We start from the raw sequence: 11712 nt of genomic DNA, 5'->3' as shown, positions 1-11712 counted from the left end.
CTGGGCCCCAGGATGGGGCCTGCAGCGCGGTCCTCCCGGGAGCAAGCCCGGAGCGAGGGAACCCCGGAGCGTAGCGCAGGGGCCGTATGATAGGAGCAGGCGGTTTTTGCTTACTTTTTGACAAGACAAAAAGTGAGCCGCCGTAAGGGCGGAAGGGTGACTGCGCGCCACCCTCGCCAATGAATGCCTACACTGTTTTAAACGCCCATACCCACGCTTTAAAACTCAGTGATAGCACCCAAACTGCTGAAAGGCCGCAGGGGCCCAACCGCCAGCTGCAAATCAATAATCGTCCTTATCAAACCGCCGCGCCTCACGCTGCAGCTGATAGACAAAACTCTCCACCTTGCGCTGGGCAGGCCCACTGAGGTTATGAAAACGAACCCCAGCAAACGTGGTATTGATGCGCTCTTCATAATGCAGATGGCGCAGCTCGACCATGGTATCCACCAACCCAAGCGGTGCGCCGGCCTTGAAGCGTTCATAGACCTGACCCAGCTGCAGGCGATCCTCGACATTACCGTCAAAGCGCAGCTTGCACCCGGTAGCTGACACATCCAGCAACTTGCCACGCAAGGCACCATTGCCCTTGAGGTGCGTGCCATCAAGCATGATGTCCACCAGCTGCGACAGCTTCAGCGCGGCACGAAATGCGTTGCGGCGCTGGTGGTAGGTCATCTCCAGTGGCAGGCCGCCGCGGTAGCAGCGATGGCCGTCCACTTCGCTGATGCGCAAGCCGTGGGTGCATTCCCAGGCGATGCGCACACCATCATGAAAGCCTTCCACCCGGAAATGCTCGCCGTTTTCGATGAATTTCTCACCGTCGCGGGGGATCAGCTCGTCAAGCGCCAGCACATTGTTTTCCCGATCGACGTCCACCACGTAACTCTGGAAGCGATGGCCTCGGTCATGGAAGGTGATGATCAGGGGGTCGTGACTTTCCTGGAGTTGCCGTAAATTGGCCGCAATTTCCAAGGGTGTGCTCAGCACCTTGGGCGGTTGCGGGGCATCGGATTCATTGAACACGGCTTGACGTTCTCCAGGCAAAAGCAACACAGGCAATTAACAGCATTTTGCCAGTATGTGCCGTGCCTTGATAGGGAAATCACACTTGGCTGAGGGCGCGCGGCTTGGTCAGGGGCGAGGTGCTGCCGCGGCTGTTGTAGAGCGAGGGTGAGTCACCGCCCATGAGAATGCGTACCTGATTATTGGTGACCTGTTGCTGAACCTGAATGATACGGCCATTGGTCAAGTTGACCTGCTGACATTCATCCATCAGCTGCGCCAGCGTATCGAGTCGCTCCAGCATCACGTCACCGTGCGGCGATTGCGCCGCCACCGCCTGTACGCCGGCGCGGTCTGCGCTCAGGCCCAGGTCGGTCAGCAACTGGCCACGGCGCTGGCCGTGTTGTTCGAGCAGGATGATCAGTGACTGTTTGCGCGCCAGGATCTGCTCGAGCAACTGCATGTCGCGACCGTGCAGCGCGACGGCCTCGTTCTGCAGCAGCTCGAGCAGCTCCTGCATGGGGGCAATGTCTTGTTCGATCAGTTGCAGCAGCGTGGTGTCATGCATGGCTAACTCCCGGTTTTCAAGCGTCCATTGAAGTCAGCGCACCCGACGGTCAACGCTGTGCTTCGAAATCAAGCAGCTTGCTGGCGACCCGGCCGGCATCAACCTGGTAGCTGCCGTCGGCAATGGCCTGTTTGAGCTGGGCTACCTTGGCGCTGTTGACGACGGGTTCATCGCGCAGCTTGTCGCTGATCTTTTGCAACTGCTGGGCCTCTGGGCTCAGGTGTACGGCTTCTCCGCTTGCACCCGCGCCCTTTACTGTTTCCTGGCTGGCGGCCGGCTTTTCAGTGCTGCCAGGGGCATTGCTGCCGCGTACGCCGCCGGTGACGGCCGGGGAATTATTCAAACGACTGAAGTCGATGACCATGATCAGAAAACCTCTGGGTTTATGGACGCTTGCCTTGTTTTCGGCCAACTCACGATAAACTTTAGGCACAAATGCGTGGCTGTCTTGAGCGACAGCCTGTTACCCGTTTTCTGACACAGTCTAAAAAAAGCGGTTCCCGTGCGCCAGCGGCTTTCGCCCACTGGCTTACATGCTCACCTCGACCTGGCCCGGGCCTGTCACCATGGCCTTGACCACGCGTTTGGAATTGAGGTTGCGCACCCGAATCTGCTCGCTGATGCCGCCTTTGCTCAGCGCCTCGCCAGGCATGCGTACGCTCAACGTGCCGCTGCGGGCAACGATCACCACATGATCGCCTTTGCGCACCACCTCCGCCTGCTCCAGGTGCTGAGGCGTCAGCACCTGATCCATCACCGTCGGGCGCAGCATCTTCATGCCGACCGCCTGGCCCATATCGGTCAGAAACCCTTGGCCCAGCGTGCCGACGTCCCGTTCGCGCAGGGCCACATCACCTTCGCTCACCACGTTGTCCCGTCGCAGCGGGCGGGTGACCACGACCACCTCACGGAACAAGCGAACGGTGGCGGGCACGAACACGGTCCAGGGCGCCGCGCCGTCGCAACGTACACGCACCGTCACCCGCCCCAGCGGCACGCTCGGGCTTTCCAGCGAGGCGTCGAGCGCCTGGCTGCACAGGGGCATGCGCAACCGTGGGTCCAACGGGTTGACCTGGATCTCGTAGCGGCCGGCCGTTTGGGTCGTGGCGAGATAATCTTCGACGGTGAACTCAAGAAACCCCTGGGTGACACCGATAAGCTGTTCAGGCATGGTGAACGCGTCCGCCCAGGTGCGAACCGGTACCAGCAGGCACAGTGCGGCCAGCAAGCCAGCCAGCAGGCGCGTCAATCGTCGGGAAACTGTCGTTTTCATGTACATGGCGCTCAAAAAAGCAAAGCCCGTGCCGACTTCTTGAGTGAGTGGCAACGAATGGCTGACAGGTAAGGAGTTCGGCATGGCGGGGGTTATGGATTCGGTCAACCAGCGCACACAGCTGGTAGGGCAGAATCGCCTGGAACTGCTGCTGTTCCGCCTCAACGGCGAACAGCTTTATGGCATCAACGTTTTCAAGGTCAGGGAAGTGCTGCAATGCCCTGCGCTGACCATTCTGCCCAAGGCGCACCCGGTAGTGCGCGGCGTCGCCAACATTCGCGGCGCGACGATCCCGATCCTTGACCTGTCGATGGCCACCGGCCTGCGCCCGTTGCAGGAGGACACGCGCAGCAGTTTCGTGATCATTACCGAGTACAACACCAAGACCCAGGGCTTCCTGGTGCACTCGGTCGAGCGCATCGTCAACATGAACTGGGAAGAAATCCATCCGCCACCCAAGGGGACCGGCCGCGATCACTACCTGACGGCAGTCACTCGGGTGGACAACCGCATGGTCGAGATCATCGACGTGGAGAAGGTGCTGGCCGAGGTCGCGCCGTCTTCGGAGTCGGTGTCGGCGGGTGTGGTGGACGCCGAGGTGCAGGACAAGGCCGTGATGCTGCGGGTGTTGACCGTCGACGATTCGTCGGTGGCACGCAAGCAGGTCAGCCGCTGCCTGCAGACCGTCGGCGTCGAGGTGGTGGCGCTCAATGACGGTCGCCAGGCCTTGAACTACCTGCGCCAGTTGGTGGACGAAGGCAAGAAGCCCGAAGAAGAGTTTCTGATGATGATTTCCGACATTGAGATGCCGGAAATGGACGGCTATACCCTGACAGCGGAAATTCGCAGCGACCCGCGCATGCAAAAGCTGCACATCTGCCTGCATACTTCCCTGTCCGGGGTGTTCAACCAGGCGATGGTCAAGAAAGTGGGCGCCGATGACTTCCTGGCCAAGTTCCGGCCGGATGATCTGGCCCAGCGCGTGGTTGACCGGATCAAGGCAGCGCATTGAAAGGCGCCGGGGTTCGCCCCGGCCACAGTGATTGAAAAGAGGCGGCAGCAGTGTCTACGGGTAATTTGGATTTCGAACAGTTCCGGGTATTTCTGGAAAAAGCCTGTGGCATCTTGCTGGGCGAGAATAAGCAGTACCTGGTGTCCAGCCGCCTCAACAAGTTGATGGAGCAGCAGGGCATCAAGAGCCTGGGCGAGCTGGTGCAGCGCATTCAGGCGCAGCCGCGTGGCGGCCTGCGCGAGCAGGTGGTCGACGCCATGACCACCAACGAAACCCTGTGGTTTCGCGATACCTACCCGTTCGAGGTGCTCAAGAACAAGGTCATCCCCGAGTTCATCCGCAACAACCCCGGCCAGCGCCTGCGCATGTGGTCGGCGGCGTGCTCGTCGGGCCAGGAGCCGTACTCCATCTCCATGGCCATCGACGAGTTCGAACGCAGCAACCTGGGCCAGCTGAAAATGGGCGCGCAGATCGTTGCGACCGACCTGTCGGGCACCATGCTCAACAACTGCAAGACTGGCGAATACGACAGCCTGGCGATAGCCCGCGGCTTGTCGGCCGAGCGCCTGCAGCGCTACTTCGACCCCAAGGGGCCGGGGCGCTGGGCCATCAAGCCGGCGATTCGCAACCGGGTGGAGTTCCGCTCGTTCAACCTGCTCGACAGCTATGCGAGCCTGGGCAAATTCGACATCGTGTTCTGCCGCAACGTGTTGATCTACTTCTCGGCCCAGGTCAAGAAAGACATCCTGCTGCGCATCCACAGCACGCTCAAGCCGGGCGGGTACCTGTTCCTGGGCGCATCCGAAGCCCTCAACGGCCTGCCGGATCATTACCAGATGGTGCAATGCAGCCCGGGGATCATCTACCAGGCCAAGTAGGCCTGAGTCGTATATGGCGCTGACAAGACGTCTTGTCAGCGGCCTTCACTGAGTCGGCCCTGCCGCTGACGTCAAATTTTTGTTTTGCCGCTCAAGTGCGCTTCTTTTTGCCGCTTGTGGCCATTCGGCCACGTGCGGTTTGCCGCTTTTCTGGCATCGCGCCCCTGCGAGCAGGCCTGCAAGGCCTTGAATCCGGGCTTTGCAGATGTTGGCACAAGCTTTGCTAAAACCTTCGGCAACGACACTCTGGTCAACCGCTGAAGGTTTCCCCGACATGAGCATCAGCTTCGACAAGGCGCTTGGTATCCATGAAAAGGCCCTGGGCTTTCGTGCGCAACGCGCCGAAGTGCTGGCCAACAACATCGCCAACGCCGACACCCCCAACTACAAGGCCCGTGATCTGGACTTCGCCTCTGTGCTGGCCGCCGAAAGCGACAAGCAGCAGAACGGCGGCCGCTTCGGTCTGGAGCGCACCAACAGCCGGCACATCGAGGCCGACGGCGTGGCGCTGAGCGACGAAGCCCTCAAGTACCGCACGCCGATGCAGCCCTCGATCGACCAGAACACCGTGGACGCGCAGATCGAGCAGTCCAACTACACCGAAAATGCCATCGGCTTCCAGGCCAGCTTCACGTTGCTCAACAGTAAATTCAAAGGGCTGGTGTCAGCCCTGCGGGGAGAATGACCATGTCCCTTTCCAGTGTCTTCAACATTGCCGGTTCCGGCATGAGCGCGCAGAACACGCGCCTGAACACCGTCGCCTCCAACATCGCCAACGCCGAGACGGTCTCGTCGAGCATCGACCAGACCTACCGCGCTCGTCATCCCGTGTTCGCCACCACGTTCCAGAACACCCAGGCCGGCACCAGCCAGTCGCTGTTCGAGGACCAGGGCGAGGCAGGGCAGGGCGTGCAGGTAACTGGCATCGTCGAGGACCAGAGCAACCTCGAGGCTCGCTACGAGCCCAGCCACCCGGCGGCGAACAAGGACGGCTACGTGTATTACCCCAACGTCAACGTGGTCGAGGAGATGGCTGACATGATCTCGGCCAGCCGCGCGTTCCAGACCAATGCCGAGTTGATGAACACGGCCAAGAGCATGATGCAGAAGGTACTGACCCTGGGTCAGTGATAGGACGCCGACATGACCACCACCAATGCCACAGGCGACGTCGGTAGTAGCTACCTGAACTCGCTGCAACGCAAAGAAAGCAAGAACGACGATAAGACCGGCGCCGCCGGCAGTGCGCTGGGCAAAGATGCCTTCCTGCAGCTGCTGGTCACCCAGATGAAGAACCAGAACCCCCTCGACCCGCAGCAGAACGGCGAGTTCGTGGCGCAGTTGGCGCAGTTCAGCAGCTTGGAAGGTATCCAGACCCTGAACAGCTCGGTCAATTACATCGCCGGTGCGTTTCAGTCTTCCCAGGCCTTGCAGGCATCGTCGCTGGTCGGGCGCAACGTGATCGTGCAGACCGACAAGACCATGGTCGACACCAGCAAGGACATGAAGGGCTCGGTGAACCTGACCGGCTCGAGTACCGCCACCTCGGTGGGGGTGTACGACAAGGACGGCAAGCTGGTGCGCACCCTCGATCTGGGTTCCCAGGCTGGCGGCAAGGTGGACTTCACCTGGGATGGCAAGGATGACGCCGGTGAGGCCCTGCCGGCCGGCACCTACAGCTTCAAGGCCACCGCCTCGATCAACGGCACGGCCACGGCCATGACCACCAACCTGCCGGCCACCGTCACCAGCGTGACCATGGGCACCAACGGCGGCGAAATGTCGCTGAACCTGGCAGGGCTGGGCAGCGTTCCACTTTCCACCATTCAAAGCATCGGCATCTAGGGCCTAGGGCACATCTTCAGGAGTTAGCGTATGTCTTACAACATTGGCTTAAGTGGCCTCAATGCAGCCAACAAGGCCCTGAACGTAACCGGCAACAACATTGCCAACGTCGCCACCACCGGCTTCAAGGCCTCGCGCGCCGAATTCGCCGACCAGTACTCAAGCTCCATTCGCGGCACCAGCGCCGGCCGTACCACCATTGGTACCGGTGTAAGAACCGCCGCCATTTCCCAGCAGTTCAGCTCCGGTAACATCAACGGCACCGGCCAGGCACTGGACATGGCCATCGACGGCAACGGCTTCTTCGCGCTCAACGACAACGGCTCGAAGATCTATACCCGGGCCGGGGCCTTCTACAGTGACAAGCAGGGCTTCGTCGTCAATGCCGGCGGCGCCAACCTGCAAGGTTATGGCGTCGATGAGAATGGCCAGGTGGTCCAGGGGGTATTGACCAACCTTCAGATCGACACGGCCAATCTCACCCCCAAGGCCACATCCAAGATCGATCAGACGGTCAACCTCAAGTCCAGCGATGGCGCGCCTACGGTCACTCCGTTCGACCCAGCCGACGTCAAGAGCTACAACTTCACGTTCTCAAGCGACGTGTACGACAGCCAGGGCAATGCGCACCAGTTGAACCAGTACTTCATCAAGGATGACACGTCCAATTCCTGGAAGATGTACAGCACCATCGACGGTCGCAACCCACAGGACCCGACCTCCACGCAGCCGCTGATCAATGATCTGCCGTTCAAGTCCGACGGCACGCTCAACGCCGATGCCCTCACGGCCGGGCCGGTAGCCGGTGGCCTGTCGATCAATGCCAACAAGACCTTCAACCTGGACAACTGGATCCCCGCGCAGAAGAACGCTGCCGGCCAGTGGTCGGCCAACGGCGCCAACGCCAACCCAGGCGGTGTCAGCCTCGACATGCTGGGCATGACCCAGTACAACGCCGCTTCTGCCGTGACGGCCAAGGATCAGGACGGGTTCGCTACCGGTGAACTGTCCAGCCTGTCGGTAGACAAGGGCGGTTTCCTGTTCGCCAACTTCACTAACGGCAAGAACAAGGTCATCGGCCAGGTCGCCATCGCCAGCTTCGCCAACATGCAGGGCCTGACGCCGATTGGCGGCACCAACTGGCAGGAGTCGTTTTCGTCGGGTGTCCCGGTGATCGGCGCGCCGGACACCGGCACCCTGGGCCAGATTGCAGGTTCCTCGCTGGAAGATTCCAACGTCGACCTGACCGGCGAGCTGGTGAATCTGATCAAGGCGCAGAGTAACTACCAGGCCAACGCCAAGACCATTTCCACCGAAAGCACCATCATGCAGACCATCATTCAGATGAGCTGATGACGTGCTCAGGCGTGATACGTGGGGTTCAAGGGCAAGGTCGGTGAAGCATGCCGGTTTGTTGTCCTTGCTCCTGGTGATAGGGGGCGGCAGTGCCCAATGGGCAGAGGCCGCCCCGAGGCCTTTCTTCCTGTGGCAAAGCCTGGTCACCGGGCGATACATCTGCGTCCAAGGCAACCCGGGTTCAGGCTGGACCCGGTTTGCCGGCCCCTATAAAAACGGCGCCTGCCGCGATCACTGATCCAGGCGTGCTGATCCGATGCCAACAAACTGACACCGACGCTAAAGCCGTCGCGCTGAAGTGCCTGATTCACCGGGGTGCAAAGCTGGTTCGATTATTGCTTGACCCTGCCCGATGACAGCGCGGTACTGGCGCGCGGAGGAGATGCTGTGGACAAATTGCTTTACGTGGCCATGACCGGCGCCAGCCAGAACGCGCTGGCCCAGAAGGCCCACGCCAACAATCTGGCGAACGTTTCCACCAACGGCTTCCAGCGTGACCTGGAGCAGGCCCGCTCGATGCCGGTCTTTGGCGACAGCTTCCCGGCGCGGGCCTTTGCCCTGACCGAGCGCCCGGCCACCGACTTCAGCGAAGGGCCGATGATCGAAACCGGTCGCGACCTGGACGTGGCGGTGAGCGGGCATGGCTTTATCGCCGTGCAGGCGCCTGACGGCAGCGAAGCCTACGTGCGCACCGGCAGCCTGAACATCGACGCCCTGGGCGTGTTGCGTGCCGGTAACGGCATGCCGGTGATCGGCAACGGCGGCCCGATTGCCATTCCACCTGAACAGAAGGTGGAAGTGGGTGCCGACGGCACCATCAGTATTCGCTCCATGGGCGAAGACCCACGGGTGATGGCCGAGGTCGACCGCATCAAGCTGGTCAACCCGGACACCAAGGGCCTGAACAAGGGCGCAGACGGCCTGATCCACACGGCCAGCGGCCAGCCGGCCGATGCCGACGTCAATGTTCGCGTAGTGTCGGGCTTTCTTGAAGGCAGCAACGTCAACGCAGTCGAGGAGATGACCTCAGTGCTGGCGTTGTCCCGCCAGTTCGAGCTGCACGTGAAGATGATGAGCGCGGCCAAGGAAGGCGATGAAGCCATGGCGCGGGTTTTGCAAATCGGCTAATGACATTTGAACGGGTGCCGTAAAACAGGCGCGCGAGGAGAACTTACATGCTTCCAGCTCTATGGGTCGCCAAAACCGGCCTGTCCGCCCAGGACACCAACCTGACGGTGATTTCCAACAACCTGGCCAACGTGTCGACCACCGGCTTCAAACGTGATCGCGCCGAGTTCCAGGACTTGCTGTACCAGATCCGTCGCCAGCCAGGCGCCCAGTCCACCCAGGACAGCCAGCTGCCCTCTGGCTTGCAGGTGGGTACTGGCGTGCGCATCGTCGGCACCCAGAAAAGCTTCGTGGCTGGCAGCCTGCAGACCACCGAGAACCCGCTGGACATGGCGGTCAATGGTCGCGGTTTCTTCCAGATCCTGCAGCCAGATGGCACGGTTTCGTACACCCGTGACGGCACCTTCCACCTCAACTCCGATGGCCAGATCGTCACCGCCAACGGCTACGCCCTGGAGCCTGCCATCGTCGTGCCCAACGACGCGCAGACCTTCACCGTTGGCCAGGACGGTACCGTGTCCATCACCACCGCCGGTAACCCGGCCGCCCAGGTGATCGGCAACATCCAGACCGCCGATTTCATCAACCCGGCGGGCTTGCAGGCCATTGGTGGCAACCTGTTCCTGGAAACGGCCGCCAGCGGCGCCCCCCAGGTCGGCACCCCAGGCCTGAACGGCTTCGGTACCACCTTGCAGCAAACCCTGGAGAACTCCAACGTCAGCACCGTGGAAGAGCTGGTGAACATGATCACCACCCAGCGCGCCTACGAGATGAACTCCAAGGTCATTTCTGCCGCCAACTCGATGCTGCAGACCGTTACCCAGCAGCTGTGATCCCAGCAACTTCCGTAGCACCCGCGAGGTATGCATCATGAATCGTCTGTTGTCCGTTTTCGCCCTGGGCGGTGCGGTGTTGCTTGCAGGCTGCGTCGCCCCGGCGGCCAAGCCCAACGACCCGTACTATGCGCCGGTGCTCCCGCGCACCCCTCTGCCGGCAGCGGCCAACAACGGTTCGATTTACCAGGCCGGTTTCGAGCAGAACCTGTACGGCGACCGCAAGGCGTTCCGTGTGGGTGACATCATCACCATCACGCTGAACGAGCGCACGTCGGCCAGCAAGAACGCAGGCTCCCAGATTCAGAAGAACAGCAAGGCCAGCCTTGGCCTGTCGTCGCTGTTCGGGGCCAAGCCGAACACCAACAACCCGTTCGGCGGCGGCGACCTGTCGCTCGATGCCGGCTACAGCGGGGATCGCACCACCAAGGGCGACAGCAAGGCCACCCAGGGCAACACCCTGACCGGCTCGGTGACCGTCACCGTGGCCGAAGTGCTGCCCAATGGCATCATCGCCGTGCGCGGCGAGAAGTGGCTGACCCTGAATACCGGTGAAGAACTGGTGCGCATCGCCGGGCTCATTCGCGCCGACGACATCGCCACCGACAACACCGTGCCGTCCACGCGGGTGGCCGATGCGCGCATTACCTATTCCGGTACCGGCTCGTTTGCCGATGCCAGCCAGCCCGGGTGGCTGGACCGCTTCTTCATGAGCCCGCTTTGGCCTTTCTGAGTACCCTGACCATGCTCAACCTGAGGCAACTGCTCACCGCCACCTTGCTGCTGACCTGCGCCTGCGCGGCGCAAGCCGAGCGCCTGAAGGACATCGCCAGCATCTCGGGCGTACGCTCCAACCAGTTGATCGGCTACGGCCTGGTCGTCGGCCTCAACGGTACCGGCGACCAGACCACGCAAACGCCTTTCACCCTGCAGACGTTCAACAACATGCTCTCGCAGTTCGGCATCAAGGTGCCGCCTGGATCGGGCAACGTGCAGTTGAAGAACGTCGCTGCGGTGTCGGTGCATGCCGACTTGCCGGCTTTCGCCAAGCCAGGGCAGGTGGTGGACATCACCGTATCGTCGATCGGTAACTCCAAGAGCCTGCGCGGGGGCAGCCTGTTGATGACCCCGCTCAAGGGCATCGACGGCAACGTCTACGCCATCGCCCAAGGCAACCTGGTGGTAGGCGGCTTCGATGCCGAAGGCCGCGACGGCTCGCGGATCACCGTCAACGTACCGTCTGCCGGCCGTATCCCGGGCGGCGCCAGCGTTGAGCGGGCAGTGCCAAGCGGTTTCAACCAGGGCAACACCCTGACCCTGAACCTCAACCGCCCCGACTTCACCACCGCCAAGCACATCGTCGACAAGGTCAATGACCTGCTCGGCCCAGGCGTGGCCCAGGCCGTGGATGGTGGTTCGGTGCGCGTGAGCGCGCCGATGGACCCCAGCCAACGGGTGGACTACCTGTCGATCCTGGAGAACCTGGAAATCGACCCAGGCCAGGCAGTGGCCAAGGTGATCATCAACTCGCGTACCGGCACCATCGTCATCGGCCAGAACGTCAAGGTGTCGCCAGCGGCGGTGACCCACGGCAGCCTGACCGTAACCATCACCGAAGACCCCATCGTCAGCCAACCGGGCCCGCTTTCCAACGGCCAGACCGCCGTGGTCCCGCGCTCGCGGGTCAATGCCGAGCAGGAAGCCAAGCCGATGTTCAAGTTCGGCCCAGGTACCACGCTGGATGAAATCGTCCGGGCGGTGAACCAGGTGGGCGCTGCGCCCGGTGACCTGATGGCCATTCTCGAAGCCCTGAA

At 61.7% G+C, this 11712-nt stretch carries 14 protein-coding genes; 10 read left to right on the top strand and 4 right to left on the bottom strand.

Going from position 1 to position 11712, the window contains the following annotated elements; all coding sequences use genetic code 11:
• Nucleotides 1–282: 282 nt before the first annotated feature.
• The 4 genes from B2Y33_RS11820 to flgA all read right to left on the bottom strand — a co-directional run bounded on the left by B2Y33_RS11820 (nucleotide 283) and on the right by flgA (nucleotide 2852).
• Nucleotides 283–1026 carry a flagellar brake protein gene (locus B2Y33_RS11820; RefSeq protein ID WP_027915931.1) on the bottom strand — a complete coding sequence of 248 codons (744 nt, stop codon included), beginning with the start codon at nucleotides 1024–1026 and terminating at the stop codon, nucleotides 283–285.
• A 79-nt stretch (nucleotides 1027–1105) separates the two neighbouring features.
• On the bottom strand, nucleotides 1106–1573 hold the full coding sequence (locus B2Y33_RS11815; RefSeq protein ID WP_027915932.1) for a flagella synthesis protein FlgN: 468 nt from the start codon (nucleotides 1571–1573) through the stop codon (nucleotides 1106–1108).
• Between the two features lie 49 nt (nucleotides 1574–1622).
• Nucleotides 1623–1937 carry a flagellar biosynthesis anti-sigma factor FlgM gene (gene flgM / locus B2Y33_RS11810; protein WP_023533930.1) on the bottom strand — a complete coding sequence of 105 codons (315 nt, stop codon included), beginning with the start codon at nucleotides 1935–1937 and terminating at the stop codon, nucleotides 1623–1625.
• Nucleotides 1938–2102: 165 nt separating this feature from the next.
• A complete protein-coding gene (gene flgA, locus B2Y33_RS11805) occupies nucleotides 2103–2852 on the bottom strand; it encodes a flagellar basal body P-ring formation chaperone FlgA (RefSeq protein ID WP_110607044.1) in 750 nt (249 codons plus the stop codon).
• Between the two features lie 76 nt (nucleotides 2853–2928).
• Here flgA and B2Y33_RS11800 point away from each other — a divergent pair, with 76 nt between their 5' ends.
• The 10 genes from B2Y33_RS11800 to B2Y33_RS11755 form a co-directional block, all read left to right on the top strand.
• The gene (locus B2Y33_RS11800) at nucleotides 2929–3858 is read left to right on the top strand and encodes a chemotaxis protein CheV (protein ID WP_023533940.1); all 930 of its coding nucleotides are present in this window, start codon (nucleotides 2929–2931) and stop codon (nucleotides 3856–3858) included.
• A gap of 50 nt (nucleotides 3859–3908) precedes the next feature.
• Nucleotides 3909–4736 (top strand): protein-glutamate O-methyltransferase CheR, encoded by an 828-nt coding sequence (gene cheR / locus B2Y33_RS11795; RefSeq protein ID WP_023533991.1) that lies wholly within the window; start codon nucleotides 3909–3911, stop codon nucleotides 4734–4736.
• A 274-nt stretch (nucleotides 4737–5010) separates the two neighbouring features.
• Complete coding sequence (gene flgB / locus B2Y33_RS11790) at nucleotides 5011–5421, top strand: flagellar basal body rod protein FlgB (protein WP_023533958.1); 411 nt, start codon at nucleotides 5011–5013, stop codon at nucleotides 5419–5421.
• Between the two features lie 2 nt (nucleotides 5422–5423).
• The gene (flgC, locus tag B2Y33_RS11785; protein WP_023533977.1) at nucleotides 5424–5867 is read left to right on the top strand and encodes a flagellar basal body rod protein FlgC; all 444 of its coding nucleotides are present in this window, start codon (nucleotides 5424–5426) and stop codon (nucleotides 5865–5867) included.
• 12 nt (nucleotides 5868–5879) lie between these two features.
• Nucleotides 5880–6581, top strand: a complete 702-nt coding sequence (gene flgD / locus B2Y33_RS11780) for a flagellar hook assembly protein FlgD (protein WP_059183745.1) — start codon at nucleotides 5880–5882, stop codon at nucleotides 6579–6581.
• A gap of 30 nt (nucleotides 6582–6611) precedes the next feature.
• On the top strand, nucleotides 6612–7934 hold the full coding sequence (flgE, locus tag B2Y33_RS11775; RefSeq protein WP_049695617.1) for a flagellar hook protein FlgE: 1323 nt from the start codon (nucleotides 6612–6614) through the stop codon (nucleotides 7932–7934).
• A 390-nt stretch (nucleotides 7935–8324) separates the two neighbouring features.
• On the top strand, nucleotides 8325–9065 hold the full coding sequence (locus B2Y33_RS11770) for a flagellar basal body rod protein FlgF (protein ID WP_023533964.1): 741 nt from the start codon (nucleotides 8325–8327) through the stop codon (nucleotides 9063–9065).
• A 47-nt stretch (nucleotides 9066–9112) separates the two neighbouring features.
• Nucleotides 9113–9898 carry a flagellar basal-body rod protein FlgG gene (gene flgG, locus B2Y33_RS11765; protein ID WP_023533986.1) on the top strand — a complete coding sequence of 262 codons (786 nt, stop codon included), beginning with the start codon at nucleotides 9113–9115 and terminating at the stop codon, nucleotides 9896–9898.
• Between the two features lie 37 nt (nucleotides 9899–9935).
• Nucleotides 9936–10631 (top strand): flagellar basal body L-ring protein FlgH, encoded by a 696-nt coding sequence (gene flgH / locus B2Y33_RS11760; protein ID WP_023533931.1) that lies wholly within the window; start codon nucleotides 9936–9938, stop codon nucleotides 10629–10631.
• Nucleotides 10632–10642: 11 nt separating this feature from the next.
• Nucleotides 10643–11712 (top strand): flagellar basal body P-ring protein FlgI (locus B2Y33_RS11755; RefSeq protein ID WP_288632941.1); only part of this gene is annotated, 1070 nt, incomplete at its 3' end.

This window comes from Pseudomonas sp. UBA5666, assembly GCF_002420785.1.
Taxonomy (GTDB): Bacteria; Pseudomonadota; Gammaproteobacteria; order Pseudomonadales; family Pseudomonadaceae; genus Aquipseudomonas; species Aquipseudomonas fulva.
This window is presented reverse-complemented; position numbering and strand designations above follow the sequence as displayed.

Coding starts and splice junctions, on each gene's coding strand:
- flgD (WP_059183745.1), top strand. CDS start 5,880: ATGACCACCACCAATGCCACAGGCGACGTCGGTAGTAGCTACCTGAAC.
- flgM (WP_023533930.1), bottom strand. CDS start 1,937: ATGGTCATCGACTTCAGTCGTTTGAATAATTCCCCGGCCGTCACCGGC.
- flgE (WP_049695617.1), top strand. CDS start 6,612: ATGTCTTACAACATTGGCTTAAGTGGCCTCAATGCAGCCAACAAGGCC.
- flgB (WP_023533958.1), top strand. CDS start 5,011: ATGAGCATCAGCTTCGACAAGGCGCTTGGTATCCATGAAAAGGCCCTG.
- B2Y33_RS11815 (WP_027915932.1), bottom strand. CDS start 1,573: ATGCATGACACCACGCTGCTGCAACTGATCGAACAAGACATTGCCCCC.
- flgC (WP_023533977.1), top strand. CDS start 5,424: ATGTCCCTTTCCAGTGTCTTCAACATTGCCGGTTCCGGCATGAGCGCG.
- flgH (WP_023533931.1), top strand. CDS start 9,936: ATGAATCGTCTGTTGTCCGTTTTCGCCCTGGGCGGTGCGGTGTTGCTT.
- flgG (WP_023533986.1), top strand. CDS start 9,113: ATGCTTCCAGCTCTATGGGTCGCCAAAACCGGCCTGTCCGCCCAGGAC.
- B2Y33_RS11800 (WP_023533940.1), top strand. CDS start 2,929: ATGGCGGGGGTTATGGATTCGGTCAACCAGCGCACACAGCTGGTAGGG.
- flgA (WP_110607044.1), bottom strand. CDS start 2,852: ATGTACATGAAAACGACAGTTTCCCGACGATTGACGCGCCTGCTGGCT.